Origin of the sequence: Actinomadura xylanilytica (assembly GCF_030283145.1) — a bacterium.
Lineage (GTDB): Bacteria > Actinomycetota > Actinomycetes > Streptosporangiales > Streptosporangiaceae > Spirillospora > Spirillospora xylanilytica.
In genome coordinates this window covers 635,417-656,782 of the sequence record NZ_JASNWE010000002.1, presented here as the reverse complement: position 1 = coordinate 656,782, position 21,366 = coordinate 635,417, and the positions used below count along the sequence as shown (strand labels likewise).

Sequence of the window (21,366 nt, the reverse complement as noted above, 5' to 3'; positions counted from 1 at the left end):
TTGCCGGGGGGCGCCACAGAGCCGTCCGGCCATCGCTGCTCGGCCCGCCGACGGCCCCCACCCCCGCTGACGCCGTCCGCCCCTTCCCCCCGGGAGACTGATCAATGGCACTGGGCTCGCTGCTTCCCGAACTCCAGCCCGGCGGTTCCGGCCGTACCCCGCTGATCGAGCGGGTCGGCCGGTGGGCGCGGGAGAAGCCGGACGCTCCGGCCTTCACCTTCGTCGACTACTCCCTCGACCCGTCCGGCGTGAAGTTCACCCTGAGCTGGGCGGAGACGGACCGGCGCGCCCGGGCGACGGCGGCCGGGCTGCGGCGGGCGGCCGGGCCGGGCGAGCGGGCCGCGCTGCTGCTGCCGCAGAACCACGAGTACATGATGACGATGCTCGGCGCCATGTACGCGCGCGTCGTGGCGGTGCCGCTGTTCTCGCCCGACCAGCCGGGCCACGGCGAGCGGCTGGTGGGGGTGTACAACGACGCCGACCCGACGGTGATCGTCACCACCCGGAGCGCGGAACCGCACGTGGAGAAGTTCCTCGCCGACAACGACGTGCCGCGCCCGCGGGAGGTGGTGTTCGCCGACGACATCGACCCGGCCCTGGCCGCGGAGTGGCGCGACGAGCCGATCGACCCCGACGACCTGGCCTATCTCCAGTACACCTCGGGCTCCACCCGCCGTCCCGCCGGGGTCGAGATCACCCACGCCTCGCTCGCCGCGAACGCGCTCCAGCTCTGGGCCGGGTGGGCGCCCGACACGCCGAACCCCGAGCTGGTGACGTGGCTGCCGCTGTTCCACGACATGGGGCTCATGTCGGCGATGGGGCTGCCGCTGGTGTACGGCGACCACGTGATCTACACCGCCCCGCTGTCGTTCCTGATGCGGCCGATGCGCTGGCTCCAGCTCATCTCCGAGTGCGAGAACGTCTACACCGCCGCGCCGAACTTCGCCTACGAGTACGTGGCGTCCCAGGCCACCCCGGAGAAGGTCGCCGAGCTCGACCTGAGCGGCCTGATCACCTGCCTGAACGGGGCCGAGCCGGTCCGCGCCTCGACGATGGCCGCGTTCGCCGAGACGTTCGCGCCGGCCGGGCTGCGGGCGGGCGCGCAGGCGCCGGCGTTCGGGCTGGCCGAGGCCACGGTCTTCGTGACCGCGGCGGCCGAGGACGTCCCGCCCAAGGTCATCACGGTCGACCGCGACGCGCTCGCCCTCGGCGGGCTGGAGCAGTGCGAGGCCGGGACCGGACGGGAGAGCCTGCTCGTCTCGTGCGGACGGCCCGTCGGGCAGTTCGTCGCGATCGTCGATCCCGAGACGCGCGTCGAGCAGCCCGACGGGCGGGTCGGTGAGATCTGGGTGCACGGTCCCAACAACTCCCCGGGCTACTGGCGCAACCCCGAGCGCACCCGCGCGACGTTCGGCGCCGAGCTGGCCGCGGCGGGCGCGCTCCCCGAAGGCCCGTGGATGCGCACCGGCGACTACGGCGTGGTCCACGAGGGCGAGCTGTACGTCACCGGACGCATCAAGGACCTCATCATCGTCGACGGCCGCAACCACTACCCGCAGGACCTGGAGGTCACCACGCAGGAGTCGCACGCGGCGGTCCGGCCCGAGTTCGTCGCGGCGTTCGCCGTCGAGGACGGCGGCGCCGAGCGGCTGGTCGTGGTCGCCGAGCGCAACCGGCGGGTGCCGCTCGCCCGGCTCGACCTCGACGAGGTGCACGGCGCGGTGCGCGCGGCGGTCAGCGTCGAGCACGAGATGAGCGTGCACGACTTCGTGCTCATCGAACCGGGCGGGGTGTCCCGCACCTCCAGCGGCAAGGTCGCCCGCGCGGCCACCCGGCAGCGGTACCTGGACGGCGGGCTGCCGACCACACGGGCACGGCTCGCCGCCCGGAAGTAGGCAACGGGCGGGCCGCCGGGGCACTCCCGCCCCGGCGGCCGTGACGATTCAGGAGGAACATGCTTGCGGGGCTGGGGCGGCTCATCCACCGGCGGCGCTGGACCGGTCTCGTGCTGATCCTGCTGGTCACCGGGGTGGCGGGCGCCTGGGGCCTCGGCGTGTTCGCCAAGTTCAAGGCCGGCGGGTTCGACGACCCCAAGTCGTCCTCCACCCTGGTCGCCAAGCTCGGCGCGACCTACTTCGGCAGCACCAACCCCGACGTGATCGCGCTCTACCGCAGCGACGGCCTGACGGTGGACGACCCGAAGTACCAGGCGAGCGTGGTCACCACGGTGGCGCGGCTGCCCAAGGACCGGGTCGCCGAGATGATCTCGTACTGGGCGATCGACGGGAAGGACGCCGAGTCGTTCGCCTCGCGCGACAAGCGCCAGACGTTCGTGGCGATCAAGTTGCAGGGCACCGACGACGCGGCCAAGCTGGCGAACTACCAGGCGATCAAGGATCGGCTGGCCGCGCCCGGGCTGAAGGTGCGGCTCGGCGGCAACGTCCCGCTCGGGCAGGAGTTCGGCGAGCAGGTCGTCGCCGACATCGTGCGGGCCGAGACGATCACCGCGGTGCCGCTGTTCCTGCTGCTGGTCATCCTGTTCGGCGCGGTCACCGCCTCGGTGCTGCCGATGATCGTGGCGATCTTCTCCATCGTCGGCGGGCTGGCGGTGCTGCACCTGGTCACCTACCTCGCCGACGTGACCTCGTTCGCCCTCGAGGTCGTCACGATGATGGGCGTCGGCCTCGCGATCGACTACTCGCTGTTCATCATCAGCCGGTTCCGGGAGGAACTGGCCCGCGGCATGGACGGCAAGGGGATACCGCCGGGGAAGCCGTGGAAACGGGCGGGGGACCGGAGCGCGCGGCGGGCCGCGAAGCGGGAGTACGCGCGCGACCTGGCGCCGCTGCGGCAGGCCGCGCTGGCCGCCACCATGTGCACCGCCGGACGGACGATCATGGTCTCCGGGGTGACCGTGTCGGCGGCGCTCGGCGGCCTGCTGCTGTTCCCGCAGATGTTCCTGCGCACCATCGGGCTGGCCGGCATCGCCACCGTCCTGGTCGCCGTCTTCGGCGCGACCGTGCTGCTGCCCACGCTGCTGGCGCTGCTCGGCCCCAAGGTCGAATTCGGCCGGATGCCGTGGCGGCGGCCGAGCGCCAAGCGCGCGGCCCGCGAGCCCGACAGCGGCTTCTGGTACCGGCTCGGGCATAGCGTGATGAAGCACCCGCTGCCGTACTTCGCGATGGTGCTGGTCATCCTCGGCGTGCTGTTCGTGCCGTTCCTGAACGTGCAGTTCGGCAGCGTCGACGCGCGCGTCCTGCCGAAGAGTAGCCCGACCCGCTCGGTGGTGGAGACCGTGAAGGCCGACTTCCCCAACGGCTCGGCCGAACCGATCGACGTGGTGGTCTCCGGCGACCTGATCCCGCGCGCCTGGAAGCCGGTCCGCAAGGGCGACAACATCCCGCCCTACCTGGAGGGCTACCGCAAGAACCTGGCCGCGCTGCCGGGCGTGACCGACGCGAAGTTCACCGGCTACTCCGGCTCGTACGGCGGCGTCCGCATCTCGGTCACCCACAAGTACGAGCCGATGGACGCCAAGGCGCAGGCCCTCGTCGACCGGATCCGCGGCATGGGCCTGTCCAAGGGCGGCTTCCCCATGCACGTGGACGTCGGCGGCAGCACCGCCGCGCAGATGGACCTGATGTCCAGCCTGATGCGCACGCTGCCGAAGATGGCCCTCGCGGTCGGCGTCGCCACCTTCGTCCTGCTGTTCATGTTCTTCGGCTCGATCGTGCTGCCGCTCAAGGCGATCGTGATGAACGTGCTGTCGATCGGCGCCTCGTTCGGCGCGATCGTGTGGGGCTTCCAGTACGGGCACCTGGCCGGGCTGCTCGACTTCACCCCCACCGGCGGCGTCGAGGCCACCAGCATGATCCTCATCCTCGCCGTGGTGTTCGGGCTGTCGATGGACTACGAGGTCTTCCTCCTCAGCCGGATCCGGGAGGAGTGGGACCGCACCCACGACAACCGCACTGCCGTCGCCACCGGGATGCAGCACACCGGCGGCATCATCACTAGCGCGGCGCTGCTGTTCCTAGTGGTCATCGCCGCGTTCAGCCTGGCCGGCATCACCGTCGTCAAGCTGATCGGCGTCGGCATGTTCGTCGCCGTCGTCGTGGACGCGGCGCTGGTGCGCTCGCTGCTCGTCCCGGCGACGATGCGGTTCATGGGCGCCGCGAACTGGTGGCTCCCCGGCCCCCTCGCCAGCCTGCACGCCCGCATGGACCTGCGCGAGACCACCGGCCTGGAGGCGCCTCCCGCACCGGCGGCGCCGCCCCCGCTGCCCGAGGACCAGCCGTTCCCGTACGCCCTGCACTGGGAACCCTCCCCGGCCACGCCCCCGGAGTCCCCGGCCCCGGCCCCGGCTCCGGCCGCGGAGTCCCCGAATCCAGCCCCGGCGTCGCCGACTCCGGCGTCACCGGCATCGGCCATTCCGGTGGACCGCCCGGTCCCCTCACCCCCCGCCCATAGTCCGGCGGCACCCTGGGCCCCTTGGGCGAACGGGCCGCCGCAGCCGAGACCCAGACCTCCCGTCCGGACCAGGCGTGAGATCGTCCGCGCTCCGGACGGTTCGGGATGGCGCTGGAGGACCGTAGAGGAGAACGATGTCAACTGAGACACGTCGCCGCGTCATCCGATGGGCGGGCGGACCGCTCGCCGCCGCCGTCGTGGGCGCGACCGTGCTCCCCGCGAGCCCGGCCCCGGCCGAGGCCGCGGGGTTCGCGAAGGCCGACACCGGCGCCCGCGTCACCGGCTACACATGGCTGAACAAGGGGAAGACCGCGTTCGACTTCCAGGTGCGGTCGCCGTCGATCGGCTCCACCGAACATGTCCGGGTGCTGCTGCCCAAGGGCTGGAAGAGCAATTCGCGGCAGAGCTGGCCGGTCGTCTACGCCTATCACGGCGGTCGCGACAACTGGACCTCGTGGACCCGAAAGAAAAGCACTGATATCGAGGCGCTCTCCCGTAAGTGGGGCGTCATGGTGGTGATGCCGGAAGGTGCGAACGGGTCGTACACCAATTGGTACAACGGCGGCCGGGGCGGAAATCCGAAATGGGAGGACTTTCACCTTAAAGAGGTCCGGCAGCTCGTCGAACGCAATTTCCATGCCGGCGGTTCCAGGGCCGCGATGGGCGTCTCCTCGGGAGCCCAGGGCGCGTGCTCCTATCCAGGACGCGCCCCGGGCATGTTCCGGTACGCGGCGTGCTTCAGCGGGACGCTCTCGATGAGCTCGCCGGGCGTCCCGTCGCTGCTCATGTACACCAACATGGGGAACGGCGCCGATCCCTACTCCATCTGGGGCATCCCGTGGATCGACCGGAACAACTGGGACGCGCACGACCCCGTGAAGCTGCTGCCCAAGATGCGCTCGACCCGTTTCTACGTGTCGGCCGGCACCACCGGTAAGGCCGGTCCGCTCGACTCGCCCAGCACCGCCCCGTGGGACATCGGGTACCTGAGCGAGAAGGCGATCGGTCCCACCGTCAAGGCGTTCGCCGCCGAGGCGAGGAGGCAGGGCGTGCCGATCACCGCGCACATCTACGGCAACGGCCGGCACTCCTGGCCGTACTGGCAGCGCGAGATGCACGCCGCCTGGCCGCAGATGATGAAGACCATCGGCGCCAAACCGGTCAAGTGACCCCAGACGTCCGCTCCGGCCCCGCCCCCGGCGTCCGGGGCCGGAGCGGACGCGTCCGATCAGTGCGGATCGGCACGGTGCGGATCGGCGTGGTGCGGATCGGCGTGGTGCGGATCGGCGTGGTGCGGATCCGCGCGGGTCAGCGGTCGACGAAGCGCAGAATCCGGGCGTTGACCTCCTTGGCGAACTGTCCCGCGATGGAATGGGTGGCCTCCGGCCACAGTTCGACCTCGGCGTCGCTGAGGAGGTCCTCGGCCCGCCGCGCGGCGCGGACGGGATCGTGCATGACGCTCCGTCCGGCGATGAGCGCCAGAACCGGCACGCCGATGGAGCGCAACTGGTCATCGGTGAAGAGCCGGGGGCTCGGCAGTGCGGGCCGGTACTGCTCCAGGGCGGTGGCGATGACCCGTGCCACCGGATCGCCGGCCGGTATCTCGCCCCGGCCGTCGATGTAGCGCAGGAAGCGCGGCAGGGCCCGCCTGGCGGTGAACGGCAGGGCGATCGGGATGCTCCGCAGCAGCACGCCGGGCGGGAAGGGCGCGAAGGTGGCGATGGGGTCGATCAGGCTGATCGACGCCACCCGTCCCGGCTTGCGGATCGCCTGGTTGCAGGCCGTCCAGCCGCCGAACGACCAGCCCACCAGGTGCGCTGTGCCGAGGCCCAGCCCTTTCAGCGCCGCGTCCAGCCAGGCCGCCTGGTCGGCCCCGCCGTGGATCGGCGCGGTCTGCTCGCTGTGCCCGGGCTCCCCGAGCAGGTCGAGTGCGTACACCGTCCGCCGCTCGGCGAGGGGCGCGACGTTGGGGTACCACGACAGGCTCGTCCCGCCCCGGCCGTGCAGCAGCACGACCGGGGGGCCCGTGCCGTCGCCGAACCGGTAGGCCCGGACCTGCCCGTACGGCGTGGGCACGTCGTGGACCTCGGGGACGGGCAGCACCCGCATCGCGTCGTCGTAGGCCGCCTCGAAGACCTTCCGTCCCGCGGCCGACCTGAAGCGCCCGATCTTCCCTCGGCTCATTCGCTCCCCCTTTTTTGCAATACAACCCTATTGCAAAACCGGAGAACGCGGCCGTGCGGACGATCAGCGGCGCATCGCGTCGATCAGGTCGCAGGCGCGCGCGACGCCGTCCTCCTCGCGGAGCCGGTGGCCGAGCCCGGCGGCGCGTTCCGCGAACTCTCCGGACGCGACCGTCCGCCGGACCTTGGCGGCCAGCCGGCGGACGGTCACGGCGCCGAACGGCAGCGGGGCGGGCCCGGCGCCCAGTGCGGCCACCCGCTCGCCCCAGTACGGCTGGTCGCCGAAGAACGGGGTGACGATCGTCGGGACGCCCGCGCGCAGGCCCGCCGCGGTCGTGCCGGCGCCGCCGTGGTGGATCACCGCCGCCGTCCGGGGGAACAGCCACGAGTGCGGGACGTCGCGCACCGCCAGGACGTCGTCGTCCGACGTGGCCGGGTCGCCCTGCACGATGCCGCGGACGCCCGCCAGCCGCAGGGCCGTACGGACGACCCGGTCGGTCATCGCCGCGTCCTTGGGGACCATGCTGCCGAATCCCACGTAGACGGGCGGCGGTCCCGCGGCCAGGAAGGCGGCCAGCCGCGCGGGCGGCTCCCAGGCGGGTTCGTCGAGGAACCAGTAGCCGGTCAGCCGCACATATGCTGGCCAGTCGGCCGGGCGCGGCACCACCGAGGGGCTGAAACACGCCAGCACCGGCCGGGCGTCCCGCCGTGCCGCGTGCATCGGTCCGCGCACCGGCTCGGGCGGTAGGCCGAGCGGGCCGCCGCGCCACGGGTTGATGAACGGGCGGGCGAGCTGCCAGGCGATCTGGTCGACGGCGAGGAAGCTGGCCCGGTTGGCCAGCGGTCCCAGTAGCCGCGCCTGCGGCACGAACGGATGGGGGAACGCCCCGGTCGGCTGGCTCGGCTGGAAATGGACCAGCCCCCAGGGGACGCCGAGATGCTCGCCGATGTGCCGCTGGAGCAGCCCGAGGCTGGGGCCGAGGATCAGGTCGGCGCCCTTGCAGGCGTCCAGGCATTCCGCCAGTAGCTGTTCGGCCATGGGCCCGAGGATGCGCCGGAACCCGCCAAGGAACTTCACCGGGTTACGGCCGCCCGCGAGCAGCTCCTGACCGGCGTCGGAGTCGAGGATCTCCGTGGGGTCGGCGGTCAGCGGCGCGAGTTCCAGCCCGGCCGCGCGCGTCAGGGCGGTGTACCGGCCGCTGGCGACGAGCCGCACCTCGTGTCCCCTGGCCCGCAGCCCCCGGCCGAGTGCCGCGCACGGCTGCACGTCGCCGCGCGACCCCGCGGCGAAGATCACAATTCTCACGGGGGCTCCTCCAGGTGCGCGGCTCGATTCACCAGACCTCGCCCCGCGGTCCCGGACGCCCGGGGGCCTCTCGCCCGAGGTCGGCGCCCTGGCCCTCCCCGGGGACGTACGGCGTGTACCAGCCCTCGGGCGGCGGCGGAGGCCGCCAGCCCTCCTCGTACCCGGCCGGGGACGGTTCGAGATCCTCCAGCGGATCGGCCGCGCGGCGCCCGGCGACGGGCACCTCGGCCGGCCTCGCGACGAGGGTCTCGCCGCCGTGTTCGCCGGCCGGCGCGCCGGTCAGGATGGGCGTGCCGTCGTAGGGGGTGGATCCCACGCTGGAGGCGGTGAGGAGCGGATCGGCGGTCCGGCGGGCCTGCCTGCCGTGCTTGGGCCCCATCCAGCCGAGCCGGCTGGGCAGGGTGAACCCGCTGATCAGGCCGCCGATCAGGACCAGGGCGGCGCCGAGCACCAGGCCGGACGCGGTGCCGTGGCGGAACGCCTCCAGGGCCTTGGCGTCGGCGCCCTCCTGGGGGACGTCGTGGATCAGCAGCCCGACGATGGCGATGCCGAACGCGCCCGACACCTCGCGGATGACGTTGAGGATGCCGCTGGCGACGCCCGCCTGGTCCTCGGGGACGGCCTTGAGGACGTACATGGCCAGCGGCATGCCCATCGCCGCGCCGACCCCGACGATCATGACGCCGGGCATCAGGTCGGCGAAGCCGTCGCCGCGCTGGAGGGTGGAGAACAGGAACATGCCGAGGGCCATCAGCGCCATCCCGCCGCCGATGGCGGGACGGGGGCCGATCTTGCCGGCCAGCCAGAACGCGACCGGGGTCATCACCATGATGGCGAGGGAGGGGGGAAGCATGACCAGGCCGGCCTCGGGCGGGGAGAAGCCGAGGAAGCGTTGCAGGAAGGTGGCCGAGTAGAAGATCATCCCGTTGAAGCCGATGCCGTAGAGCATCTGGGAGAGCAGGCCGCCGACGAACACCCGGTTGCGGAAGAAGCCCAGGTTGATCATCGGGTCCGGGGCCCAGGTCTCGACCACCAGGAAGCAGGCCAGGGCGATCACGGCCAGGGCGAAGACGGCGAGCACCGACGGCTCGGTCCAGCCGTACTTGCGGCCGGCCTCCAGGCCGTAGGCCAGGGCGAAGACCAGGGTGGCGGAGATCAGCACGCCGGGGAGGTCGACCCGGGAGTTCCTGTTCTCGCCCTTGGCGGTCAGCACGACCAGGCCGAGCAGGATGACCAGGATCCCCGGCACGATGTTGATCAGGAAGATCCAGCCCCAGTGCCACTGCTGGACGATGAGGCCGCCGATGGTGGGGCCGAGGGCGGTGGCGGCCGAGCCCGCGCCGACCCAGACGATGGTGCCGAGGGACCGCTGCTTGTCGGTGCGGCCGACGGTCACCATGACCAGGGTGGCGGGCAGCGCCAGCGCGGCGCCCGCGCCCTGGGTGACGCGGGCGAGGATCAGCACGGAGTCGTCGGGGGCCAGGCCGCAGACCGCGGACGCGGCGGTGAAGACGGCCATGCCCGAGGTGAAGGTGACGCGGCAGCCGTAGACGTCGGTGAGCCGGCCGCCCGCGATCATCAGGCAGGAGAACATCAGGATGTAGCCGGTGGCGACCCAGTCCTTGGCCGAGTTGGACATGTCGAGGTCGCGCATGATGGTGGGCAGCGCGTTGGCGACCACCGTGTTGTCCATGGTGATCATGAACGCGCTGACGGCCACGACCGCCAGTGCCCATCGGTATCGGCCCCGGGTCACGTGACTGCGCGGGGTGAAGTCCCCGCAGGGAAATCCACCGCTTCCCCCTAAAAGAAGTAGTGGGTATTGTTACGATTCGTTGGTATCCCGTTACACGTTCCCGACTCAGGGCCGAGGTACCTCACTATCCCATCAGCCCACATTGGCCACTCCCGAGTCTTGTCATCACCGTGACAAGTGCCCGGCGAGAATAGTGGTCTGGATGCGCATCGTGAGCCGGTCAAAGTAGGACAAGGTGGTCCCTCCGCCGAACGATCCTGGTCTCACTGGGGGAGCCGACCGCATGCAGAGCAACGATCGTTCCGGAGCCGCGCAGGACGCGCAGGACCGGACGCGGATCAGTGAGGACGCGATCCGCCGGCACCTGATCGAGCAGATCGCGCTCCGCTCCCGCACCGCCGTCGCCGCCATCGACCCCGACCGGCCCCTCGAAGAGTTCGGGCTCGCCTCGCGCGACGCCGTCGCCATCGCCGGCGACCTCGAGCAGATGCTGAACCGCGCGCTGCCCGCCACCCTGGTGTGGGAGCACCCGACGATCAACAAGCTCTCCGTCGCGCTGTCGGGCGGCACCCCCGAGGCCGAGGCGCCGGCCCCCGCCGCCGCGCGGGCGGGCACTCCTGACGAGCCCATCGCCGTCATCGGCGTCGGCTGCCGCTTCCCCGGCGGTGACCGCGACCTCACCGGCCCGGACGACTACTGGCGCTTCCTGACCGGTCGCGGCGACGCGGTCCGCGAGGTCCCGGACGGCCGCTGGGACCCCTTCGACGACGGCTCCCCCGAGGTCGGCGACCTGCTCGCCCGGACGACGCGGCTCGGCGGCTTCCTGCGCGACGTCGCCGAGTTCGACGCCGGGTTCTTCGGCATCACCCCGCGCGAGGCCGCGGTCATGGACCCGCAGCAGCGGCTGGTGCTGGAGGTGGCCTGGGAGGCGTTTGAGCACGCGGGCATCGGCCCGGTGTCGCTGCGCGGCAGCCGCACCGGCGTGTTCGTCGGGGTGTCGGCGCCCGAGTACGCGGCCTTCACCGCGTCCGACCTGGCCGCGCTGGAGCCGTTCACCGCGACCGGCGCCGCGCTCAGCATCATCGCCAACCGGCTGTCGTACCTGCTCGACCTGCGCGGCCCGAGCATGATCGTCGACACCGCCTGCTCGTCGTCGCTGGTCTCCACGCACCTGGCGGTGCAGGCGCTGCGCCGGGGCGAGGCCGACGTGGCGCTCGCGGGCGGCGTGAACGTGCTGCTGTCGCCGACCGTGACGATGACGTTCGACCTGGCGGGCGGCACCGCCGCCGACGGCCGCTGCAAGCCCTTCGACGCGTCCGCAGACGGCATGGTCCGCGCCGAGGGCTGCGGCGCGGTGGTCCTCAAGCGGCTGTCGGACGCGATGCGCGACGGCGACCGGGTGCTGGCCGTGGTGCGGGGGTCGGGCGTCAACTCCGACGGCCGGTCCAACGGCCTGGTCGCGCCCAACTCCGAAGCGCAGCGCGCGCTGCTGCGCGACGTCTACGCCGCCGCGGGCGTCGGCACGGGCGAGGTCGACTACATCGAGGCGCACGGCACCGGCACGTTCCTCGGCGACCCGATCGAGGCGAAGGCGGTCGGCGAGGTGCTGGGCGCAGGCTCGGGCCGCACCGGCGACGAGCCGCTGCTGATCGGCTCGGCCAAGTCCAACCTCGGGCACATGGAGTCGGCGTCGGGTGTCGCCGGGCTGATCAAGACCGTGCTGGCCCTGCACCACCGGACGATCCCGCCGACCGCGCACTACAAGGAACCCAACCCGCACATCCCGTTCGACGAGCTGCGGCTGAGCGTGGTCGGCGAGGAGACGCCGTGGCCCGACCGGGGCCACCCGGCGCGGGCGGGCGTGTCCGGTTTCGGATTCGGCGGGACGAACGCGCACGTCCTGCTGGAGGAGGCGCCGGCGCCGCTGGTGCGCGCCGCTGAACCGGCCGCCGTCCGCACCTACCCGCTGGCCGACACCAGCGCCGAGCGGATCCGCGACCATGCCGCGCTGCTGGCCGGCTGGCTTCCCGAGCGCGACGGCGTGGCGCTCGCCGACCTCGCCCTGACCCTGCACCGCCGCGCCGGACGCGGCCGGGCCCGCGCCTCGGTGTCCGCGCGCGACCGCGACGGGCTGGTCGAGGGACTCACCGCGCTCGCCGAGGGCCGTCCGCACCAGGGCGTGGTGTCGGGCACCGCGCTCGGCGTCCCCGGCCGTCCGGCCTGGGTGTTCTCCGGGTACGGGGCGCAGCGGCCCGGCATGGCGCGGCGGCTCCTGGAGGAGGAGCCCGCGTTCGCCGAGGCCATCGACGACATCGACACGCTGTTCGCCGAGGAGGGCGGCCCCGCGCTGTGGGCGCTGCTGGAGTCCGGCGAGAAGCTGGAGGGCGGCCCGGCCGAGGTGATGCCGGTGCTGTTCGCCGTGCAGCTCGGCCTGGCCCGGATGTGGCGAGCCTACGGCGTCACGCCCGGCGCGGTGATCGGCCATTCGATGGGCGAGGTCGCCGCCGCGGTCGTCGCGGGCGCGCTCAGCCTGGAGGACGGCGTCAAGGTCATCTGCCGCCGGTCCCGGCTGCTGACCCGGCTCGTCGGCGGCGGCTCGATGGCGGTACTCGGCGCGTCCGCCGCCGAGGTCGAGCGGCTCGCCCGCGACCTGCCCGAGGTGTACGCGGCGGTGCACTCCTCGCCGAAGCAGACGGTCGTCACCGGCGACGCCGGCCAGATCGCCCGGATCGTGGAACGGGCCGAGGCCGAGGGCCGGCTCGCCCGCATGGTGCAGGCCGAGGGCGCGGGCCATTCGCCGCAGGTCGATCCGCTGCTGCCGAGCCTGCGCGAGCTGCTCGCCGACGTGGGCGCCGAGCCCGGCACGCCGCTGGCCGACGGGATCGAGTACTACACCACCGCCCTCGACGACCCCCGTGCGTTCCTCCGCCGCACGGGCTCCGGCGGGGCGCCGCTGGGCGCCGCGTACTGGGCCGCGAACCTGCGCAACCCGGTGCGGCTCACCGGCGCGGTGGCGGCGGCGTCCGAGGACGGCTTCCGGACGTTCGTCGAGATCAACGCGCACCCGATCCTCGCGCACGGGGTCGGCGAGACGCTGGACGGGTCCGGCGCGCTGGTCACGCACACGCTCAAGCGGGCGCCCAAGGGGCAGGAGACCGACGACACCCTCACCTTCCACGCGCAGCTCGGCGCGCTGGCCGCGCACGGGCACGCCGCCCGGGCCCCGGCCGGCGGCGCGGTGACCGACGTGCCGCAGTCGCCGTGGCGGCACGAGCGGCACTGGATCGACACCTCCCGGCGCTCGTCCGGCGCCGGGCGCGACGAGCACCCGCTGCTGGGCGCGCACGTCGAGCTGCCCGGCGAGGACCGGCACGCCTGGCGCGCCGACGTCGGCACCGCCGCGCGGCCGTGGCCCGCCGACGCGAGGGTGCACGGGCTGGCCGTGCTGCCCGTCGCGGCGTTCGCCGAGATGGCGCTCGCCGCCGGGGCCGCGGCGCTCGGCACCGAGGCCGTCCGCGTCAACAGCCTGTGGATCGAGCGCCCGCTCGCGCTCGCCGAGCACACCACCGTGACCACCACGTTCACCGAGGCCGAGCAGCGGGTGGAGATCCACGCGCGCACCCCGGCCGGAACCTGGACCCGGCTGGCCAGCGCCGATGTGGGCGCCGACCACCGCGGCCCGGCCGTCCCGCTCCAGGGCCCGGCCACCGAGGTCGCGGGCGCCGAGCGCGGCAGCCGGCACTACCGGCTGCACCCCGAGGTCATCGGCCGCTGCCTGGCCCTGCTGTCGACCGAGGCCGAGGCGGTCGCCGGGCCCGCCGGGCCCGCCGCGTCCGGGAGCGGCGGCGCGGCGGTGTGGCTGGCCGAGTCGATCGGCAGCCTGCGCGTGTACGGGCCGACCCACCGCGGCGGGCACGTCCGCGCCGAGATCGTCCAGGACGACGGCGAGATGATCGGCTCGATCCGGCTGCTGGACGGCGACGGCGAGGTCCTCGCCGAGGCCACCGGCATCGTGCTGTGCCGCACCGAGCGCGCCGACGTCCCGGTGCCGCTGGCCGACAAGCTCGTCGAGCTGGTCTGGGACGAGACCGCCGAGCCCGGGTCCGCCGTCGCGGCCGGCACCTGGCTGCTGCTCTCCGACGACGACGACGCCCTCGCCCGCGCCACCGCGGCGGGCCTGGCGGAGCGCGGGCACCGCGCCGTCCGGCACCGGCTCACCGGCCGTCCGCCGGACGGGCACCCCGAGATGGACGGACCGATCGCCGGCGTTGTGCTGGTGCCGTCCGCCGACCTCGTCGACGAGGCGCTGGTCCTCGCCGTCGCGGGCGTCAGCCGGTCGCTGCCCGACGGGCCCCGGCTGTGGGTGGCGACCCGCCGCGCGCTGCCGGTGCGGGCCGGCGAGGCGGGCGAGCCCGGCCAGGGCTGCGTCCGCGCGATCACCCGCGTGCTGGCGTTCGAGCGCACCGTGCAGCGCGCCACCCTGGTCGACGTCGAGGGCCCGGCCGACCTGGTCGCCGAGCTGCTCGGCGACGGCGACGCCCGCGAGGTCGCCTGGCGCGGCGGCGTCCGCCACGTCGCGCGCCTCGCCCAGGCGTCCCTCACCGCGGCGCCGTCCGCGGCCTTCGCGCCGTCCGCGCCCGAGACCCGTGGCGGGTCCGCCGCTTCTGCCGCCGCGAGCGGCGGACCCGCCACGTCCACCCCCGCGAGGCCGCGCCGGATCGTGCGCCGCGGCGCCGCGTACGTGATCACCGGCGGGTACGGCGGGATCGGCCTGGTCACCGCCCGGCTGCTCGCCGAGCGCGGCGCGGGCCGCATCGTGCTGTCGGGCCGGTCCGGCCCGGACGCGGGCGCCGAGAAGGCCATCGCCCGGCTCCGCGAGGACGGCGTCGACGTCGGCGTCGTCCTCGGCGACATCGCCGACCCGGGCGTGGCCGAACGGCTGGTCCGGGCGGCGGGCGAGGGCGGGCTCCGGCTGCGCGGCGTGCTGCACGGCGCGGGCGCGATCGACGACCGGCTCATCGGCGACCTCGGCGCGGACGACCTGCACCGGGTGTGGCGGGCCAAGGTCGAGGGCGCGCGGCGGCTCAGCACCGCCACCTGGGACCTCGATCTCGACTGGTTCGTCCTGCACTCCTCGGCCGCCGCGCTGCTCGGCTCGCCCGGCCAGGCCGCCTACGCCGCCGCCAACGCCGCGCTCGACGGGCTGGCCGCCCACCGGCGGGCGGGCGGACGGGCCGGCAGCACCGTCAACTGGGGCACCTGGTCGCGGGTCGGCGGCGCCGCCGAGCTCCGCGTCGCGGTGCTCGACCCGATCAGCCCGGCCGAGGGCGCCGAGGCACTGGAGGCGCTGCTCGCCCACGACCGGCCCGCCACCGGCGTGCTGCGCTTCGACCCCGCCGCCGCGGTGGGGCTGTTCCCCGAGATCCGCCGGATGCCCTACTTCGCGGCCCTGACCGAGGCCGCCGCCGCGCCCGACGAAGGCGGCACCGCGGGCGACTGGCCGGGTGCCGAGGCGCTCGGCGAGTACGACCCCGCCACCGCGCGGCGACTGATCGCGGCGCAGGTCCGGCACCGGATCGCCGCCGTGCTCGGCTTCGAGCCGGACCGGCTCGACCCGGCCGTCCCGCTCACCGAGCTCGGCCTGGACTCGCTGATCGCGGTGCGGATCAAGAGCGGCGTCGAGCACGACCTCGGGCTGACCGTCCCGGCGTCGGTGCTGCTCCAGGGCGCCAGCGTCAACGTGTTCGAGGAGTGGGCGGCGGGCGAGCTGGGCCTCGCCGGGGCGCGCGCGCCCGAGGCCGCCGCCGTGTCCAACGCCGAGGCCGGCTACGTGATGCCGCGCGACGACGCCGAGCGGCTCGCGGTCCGCGTCTTCGAGGACGTGCTCGGCCTCGACCGGGTCGGCGTCACCGCCGACTTCTTCGCCGAGCTGGGCGGCCAGGACCACCAGGCCGACGCCGTGCTCGCGGCGGTCGCCGCCGAACTCGGCGGGACCACCGTCCCGGTCGGGATCACCCGCGACGAGCTGTTCGCGACGGCCACCGCCGAGCACGTCGCCGAGTTCCTGCGCACGGCCGACGAGGAGGCCGCGCGGCAGACCGTCCGTCCGCTCAAGGACACCGGCGGCCGGCGCCCGATCTTCATCGCGCATCCGGCCGGCGGCACCACCGCCTGCTACCGGCAGCTCGTCGACCTGCTCGGCGCCGACCAGCCGGTGTACGGCCTCGAGCGGTTCGAGGACGCGCCGCCGGTCGAGGAGCGCGCCGCCCGCTACGTCGAGCACCTCCTCCGGGCGCAGCCCGAGGGCGCGTTCCGGCTCGGCGGCTGGTCGTTCGGCGGGGTGCTCGCCTACGAGACGGCCCGGCAGCTCACCGCCGCCGGACGCGAGGTCGAGTTCGTCGCGCTGTTCGACGCGGGCCTGCCGCTCGACGTCGACGACGAGTCCGACACCCTCGCCCGCCGCTTCTCCGCGTTCGCCGACTACGTCAACCAGACGTACGGCCTGGACGTGACCCTCACCTTCGAGGAGCTGTCCGGGCTGGACGAGGAGGCGCAGTTCGCGCTGGTGATGGAGCGCGCCGCGCCGCTGGCCGACCACATCCCGCCGGCCGCGCTCACCCACCAGCTCACCTCGCACCAGGACACCCGCTCCCTGGAGGCGTACCGGCCCGGCCCGTACGCCGGGCGCGTCATCCTCTACCACGCGCCGGAGGAGACGCCGTGGTCGGTGAAGGACGCCCGTTACGTGCTCGACGGGACCAACGGCTTCGGCGGGCTCTGCTCCGACCTGGAGATCGTCACGATCCCCGGGGCGCACCACCTCAACCTGCTCGACCCGCCGGGCGTGGAGGCCCTTGCCGCGCACCTGGAGGGCAGTCTCGCCGCCGGCGGACGGTCGTCGGAGGCCGGCGGCGCGCACAGGAGGAACGGCCTCTCCTCCGTCCCGATCTCCGAGGCCCGTCCCGCCTCCCGCCCCCTACCGGCCCGCTGAGGGCCCGACCTCGTCCCCGCGTCGCAGGAGGAGTCCCATGTCCCCGTCCGTCCAGTCCCACGAGCTGCTCGACGCCGTCAGGTCCGGCGCCACCGGACCGGAACTCCAGGACATCGATCTGCCCGGCAGCTTCCGCGCCGCCTACACGCTGAAGAACGAGGTGGGCATCTTCGACGGGCAGGCCGACAAGGACGTGCGCCGCTCCCTGCACGTCGGCGAGGTCGACATGCCCGAGCTCGCCCCGGACGAGTGCGTGGTCGCGGTGATGGCGGCGGCGATCAACTTCAACACCGTCTGGTCGGCGATCTTCGAGCCGATCCCGACGTTCGCGTTCCTGGAGAAGTTCGGCCGGCAGGGCTGGCACGGCGCCCGGCACGACCTGCCCTACCACGTCCTCGGCTCGGACGCCGCGGGCGTCGTCGTCCGCACGGGCTCGGGAGTGAAGCGCTGGAAGGCCGGCGACAAGGTCGTCGTCTCCCCGTCCTACGTGGACGAGGAGGACCACGGGTCCTACGACGACGGGATGATGAGCGAGACGCAGCTCGCCTGGGGTTTCGAGACCAACTTCGGCGCGCTCGGCGAGTACTGCATCGTCAAGGCCAACCAGCTCGTGCACAAGCCCGCGCACCTGTCCTGGGAGGAGGCCGGCTCCAACACGCTGTGCGCCGCCACCGCGTACCGGATGCTGGTCGGCTCGCACGGCGCCCGGATGAAGCAGGGCGACGTGGTGCTGGTCTGGGGCGCCAGCGGCGGCCTCGGCTCGTACGCGACGCAGCTCGTCAAGAACGGCGGCGGCATCCCGGTCGGCGTGGTCTCCTCCGCGGAGAAGGCCGAACTGGTCCGGGCCCAGGGCTGCGAGCACGTCATCAACCGCAGCGAGCTGGACCTCGGCGAGCAGGGGCTGCGGCATCCGAAGGCGGGCCGGATGCTCGGCGAGGCGATCCGGCGGCTGGTCGGCGAGGACCCCGGGATCGTCTTCGAGTACCTCGGCCGCGAGACCTTCGGCGCCTCGGTGTACGTCGCCAAGCGCGGCGGCAAGATCGTCACCTGCGGTTCGTCCACCGGCTACAAGCACGAGTACGACAACCGGTTCCTGTGGATGCGGCTTAAGAGCATCATCGGCTCGCACGGCTTCAACTACCACGAGGCCGTCGAGGTCAACCGGCTGATCGGCCTCGGCATGATCCACCCGACGCTGTCGGCGGTGTTCCCGCTGGACGGGGCCGCCGAGGCGACCCGCGCGGTGCAGACCAACCAGCACACCGGCAAGGTCGCCGTGCTCTGCGGCGCCACGGCCGAGGGACAGGGCGTCGACGACCCGGCGATGCGCGAGCGCATCGGCGAGGACAAGCTCAACCTCTACCGCTCCTGAGCCGCGGCGGGCCGGTGAGGGCACCGGCCCGCCGTGGTCGACTCCGGCCATGCCCCGGACTTCCCGGTCGGGTTCCACGGGCCCTCCAGGAGCGCGCCGAGAAATAGGTTTTTAGTCGCCATATGTCGATGATTGACCTATGGTGGGCGCATGGCATCGACAACGATGCAGGAGCCCACGTTGCTCCTGCTCACCGCACTGGCCGACGCGCCACGTCATGGATACGCGCTCATCAAAGAGGTCGACGCGATCTCCTCGGGGCGGGTCAAGCTCCGGACGGGAACGCTGTATGCCGCGTTGTCCCGCCTCCAGCAGCAAGGCTGGGTCCAGGTCTCCGGCGAGGAGGTCGTCGACGGGCGGCACCGCCGCTACTACGCGCTGACCGGCGCGGGTGCCGACGCGTTGGCCACGGAGGCGGAACGGCTGCGGGCCACGGCCCAGGAGGCGGACCGCCGCCTGCGGTTGCGGCTGGGAGGGGCGACGGCATGACAAGGCTCATCCGGTTCGTCGTCCGCCTGCACCCCAAGGTCGATCGCGCCGAGATCACCAGCACGTTGCAGGACACGCTCGCCGAGCAAGGGCGCGCCTCGGCCGCACGCGAGCTGGCCGACCTCGCCGCTCACGGCCTCCGGCAGCGCACGGGCCTGACGGCCGCGTCCCCTGCGGGTGCCCTGCTGGCTTCGGTGGCTCCCCTGGCCACGGCATCGGCCGTGGCCCTGTCCAGCCTGTTCCTTCTTTTCGCGGAATGGGATTGGAAACCCAACCCGTACGGACGCAATCCGTCCGTCGACCATCTCGGCCCGTTCGACACGCTGGGTCCCATCGCCTACTTCATGTGGCTGCTCGTGTCCTTGGCGGCGCTTCGTGGCCGCGAAGGCGCGGTCCGTCTCCTGGCCACGGTGGCGGTCGTCGCCACGCTCGTGATCGTTCCCCTTGCGTCGTTCACCGGCGTGGATCGGCCGCCGCTGTATCTGCTGAGCGCCTTGACGCTGTTCGGGTTGATCGTGCTGGCGGCGCCGGTGGATCCGCTGAGGCGGCCGACGCGGGACCGGCAGACGCTGGCGACGGGCACCGCGGCCATCTTCCTGATCCTGACGATCTTCGTCCTCGGCTACGGAGAGGCGTTCTCGGGCGCGGCTCGCCCTCTCTGGTATCGCGATGGGTCCACCGGGCCCATGGGAGTCATGGTCGAGTGCTCCCTGGTCGTCGCGCTTGTGGCCTCCGTCCTGAGCCTACGGCTGAACCGCAGGCTCCCCCTCACGGTCGCCGTGGTGGGACTCCCCTGGGTGGTGTTCGCCCTCGGCACGGGGGCCCGCCCCGGGTCGTTTACTGCGGCCGTCCTCTCCGGGGCCGGTCTCATCGCACTCGGCCTGGTGACGGGAGCGATCACTCTGGCGCATCACGTGGGACGCCGCCGCACCATCCAGCCCAACGACACCGACTGAGCCCCGCGATGGAGATGCTGATGGGGGCGCTGCAGACGGTGGCGGCCTTCGCCCTCCTCGCCGCGGTGCTGCGCCTGATCTTCTGGATCGAAGACCGGCTCCATCGTGCCGATGCGCGGTCAGCCCGAGATCAAACAGGCGTACGGGGGCGTCGCGCCCAACGGGGCCCACGCTCCCGCCACATAACGTCCGCCGTCTCGTGCGGGACGCGCCCCCCACCCCGAGAGTCCCCGCCCTCCCCGATTCGAGGGGCCGGGTAGGCGGGGGTGTGGGGTGGGGCCGGATGACGCCGCATCTCGTATGAGATTGCCCGAACGATCGGCAGGCCCCTGTCGGCCGTAGCGCTCCGAAAAGGTGGGGGAGCGTGGTCGCGCTGTAACATCTCGTCATTCCCCCGGCCGAATCTGGTCTTCTATCGACCTGGACTTTGCGCCCGGACGCCAGTGAGGGTCATCATTTTTCCCACATGCCCAACATAAGTAAGTAATTACCCCTCGTGTCCGGCGCGCAACACAGGGGGAAGGGAAGGGCCACGTGGCGGACGAGGGACCCATCTCACAAGGCCGGCCCTGGGCGGAGCTGCCCCGGGAGCTCGCCGATCACATGCGGCCCCATCTCGACGCGGTGGCCGACGACATGATCCAGGAGATCCAGGCGCGGGTGCGCGAGTACGACCGGCCCGGCGACGGTTCCTACTCCGGCACGCTCCGGCTGGCGGTCGAGCGCGTGCTGCACTACTTCGTCGACCGGGTGGCCGACCCCGGCCACGAGCTGACCTCGGTGAACGACTTCTTCCGCGCGATCGGCCGCGGCGAGGCCGGCGAGGGCCGCAGCCTGGACGCGATGCAGACCGCGATGCGGGTCGGCGGCATGATCGCCTGGCGGCGGATCGCGGAGGGCGCGGCCAACGAGGACGTGTCGTCGCGGATGCTCGGCGCGGTCGGGGAGGCCCTGCTGATGTTCCAGGACGAGCTGGCCGCCGCCGCGGCCGAGGGGTTCGCACAGGCCAAGGCCGCCGTCGCGGGGGAGATGCAGCGCCGCCGCCAGCGGCTGCTCGAACTGCTGCTGTCGGACCCGCCGGCCGCGCCCGAGGCCATCGCCGACCTGGCCGCCGCCGCGCACTGGCCGGTCCCGCGGACCATCGCGGCCGTCGCCCTCGGCCGCCAGGACGCCCGGCAGTCGGCGTTCCCGCCCGACATCCTCGCCGACCTCACCCGCCGCACCCCGAGCCTGATCGTCCCCGACCCGGACGGGCCCGGCCGCGCCAAGCTGGTCGACCGGGCGCTGAGCGGCACCCTCGCCGTCGTCGGCCCGACCGTCCCGCTCGCCGAGGCGGGCCGGTCCAGCGCGTGGGCCCGCAAGACGCTCGGCCTGGTCCGGCGCGGCGTGATCGAGGCCGACACCGGCGTGATCCGCAGCGTCGAGCACATGTCCACGCTGATCCTGTTCCAGGACGAGGATCTGATCACCTCGCTGGCCGCGCTGCGGCTGGAGCCGCTGGCCCACCTGCGGGCCAGCCAGCAGGACCGGCTGGCCGAGACCCTGCTGGCCTGGCTCCAGTCCGGCCGCAACGCCAACGAGGTCGCGATGCGGCTGCACGTCCACCCGCAGACGGTCCGCTACCGCCTCCGCCAGCTCGAGGAGCTGTTCGGCGACCAGCTCCTGGACCCCGACCTGCGCTTCGACCTGGAGATCGTGCTCCGCGCCCGCGCGCTGCTGGCCGACAACCCGGGCGAGCACCTGATCCCGCCGGCGCGCGAGGCCGTCGGCGACTCCGCGGAGATCGTCTCCTTCCGCCGCTCCTGAGCACCGGCGCGTCCGGCGGGGCGCCGGTGCTCAGGTC

The 21,366-nt window shown here is 73.2% G+C and carries 11 protein-coding genes; 8 read left to right on the top strand and 3 right to left on the bottom strand.

Features of this window, described 5'->3' with window-relative positions; translation table 11 throughout:
* Positions 1–104 precede the first annotated feature (104 nt).
* From QP090_RS14065 to QP090_RS14055, 3 genes are read left to right on the top strand one after another with little or no spacing between them, the layout of a single operon-like run.
* Positions 105–1,895: a fatty acyl-AMP ligase gene (locus QP090_RS14065; RefSeq protein ID WP_285939276.1), complete on the top strand. Its 1,791-nt coding sequence runs from the start codon at positions 105–107 to the stop codon at positions 1,893–1,895.
* A 59-nt stretch (positions 1,896–1,954) separates the two neighbouring features.
* On the top strand, positions 1,955–4,615 hold the full coding sequence (locus QP090_RS14060) for an MMPL family transporter (protein ID WP_285939274.1): 2,661 nt from the start codon (positions 1,955–1,957) through the stop codon (positions 4,613–4,615).
* Positions 4,605–5,639 carry an alpha/beta hydrolase gene (locus QP090_RS14055; protein WP_285939273.1) on the top strand — a complete coding sequence of 345 codons (1,035 nt, stop codon included), beginning with the start codon at positions 4,605–4,607 and terminating at the stop codon, positions 5,637–5,639. Before QP090_RS14060 ends, QP090_RS14055 begins: the two co-directional genes overlap by 11 nt.
* 139 nt (positions 5,640–5,778) lie before the next feature.
* Here QP090_RS14055 and QP090_RS14050 read toward each other — a convergent pair whose 3' ends face one another.
* From QP090_RS14050 to QP090_RS14040, 3 genes are all read right to left on the bottom strand, one after another.
* Entirely contained in the window at positions 5,779–6,654 is an 876-nt protein-coding gene (locus QP090_RS14050) for an alpha/beta fold hydrolase (protein WP_285939272.1), read from the bottom strand.
* 63 nt (positions 6,655–6,717) lie between these two features.
* Positions 6,718–7,959, bottom strand: a complete 1,242-nt coding sequence (locus QP090_RS14045) for a glycosyltransferase (protein WP_285939270.1) — start codon at positions 7,957–7,959, stop codon at positions 6,718–6,720.
* Positions 7,960–7,987: 28 nt separating this feature from the next.
* Positions 7,988–9,679 (bottom strand): MFS transporter, encoded by a 1,692-nt coding sequence (locus QP090_RS14040; RefSeq protein ID WP_285939269.1) that lies wholly within the window; start codon positions 9,677–9,679, stop codon positions 7,988–7,990.
* Positions 9,680–9,998: 319 nt separating this feature from the next.
* Between QP090_RS14040 and QP090_RS14035 the strand changes: the two genes are divergently transcribed.
* From QP090_RS14035 to QP090_RS14015, 5 genes are all read left to right on the top strand, one after another.
* Positions 9,999–16,706 (top strand): type I polyketide synthase, encoded by a 6,708-nt coding sequence (locus QP090_RS14035; protein WP_285939268.1) that lies wholly within the window; start codon positions 9,999–10,001, stop codon positions 16,704–16,706.
* A gap of 37 nt (positions 16,707–16,743) precedes the next feature.
* A complete protein-coding gene (ccrA, locus tag QP090_RS14030) occupies positions 16,744–18,078 on the top strand; it encodes a crotonyl-CoA carboxylase/reductase (RefSeq protein WP_285939267.1) in 1,335 nt (444 codons plus the stop codon).
* A 150-nt stretch (positions 18,079–18,228) separates the two neighbouring features.
* Positions 18,229–18,567, top strand: coding sequence for a PadR family transcriptional regulator (locus QP090_RS14025; RefSeq protein WP_285939266.1), 339 nt, complete (start codon positions 18,229–18,231; stop codon positions 18,565–18,567).
* Complete coding sequence (locus tag QP090_RS14020; RefSeq protein WP_285939265.1) at positions 18,564–19,523, top strand: hypothetical protein; 960 nt, start codon at positions 18,564–18,566, stop codon at positions 19,521–19,523. Before QP090_RS14025 ends, QP090_RS14020 begins: the two co-directional genes overlap by 4 nt.
* A 534-nt stretch (positions 19,524–20,057) precedes the next feature.
* Entirely contained in the window at positions 20,058–21,329 is a 1,272-nt protein-coding gene (locus tag QP090_RS14015; protein ID WP_285939264.1) for a PucR-like N-terminal domain-containing protein, read from the top strand.
* The last annotated feature ends 37 nt before the right edge of the window (positions 21,330–21,366 follow it).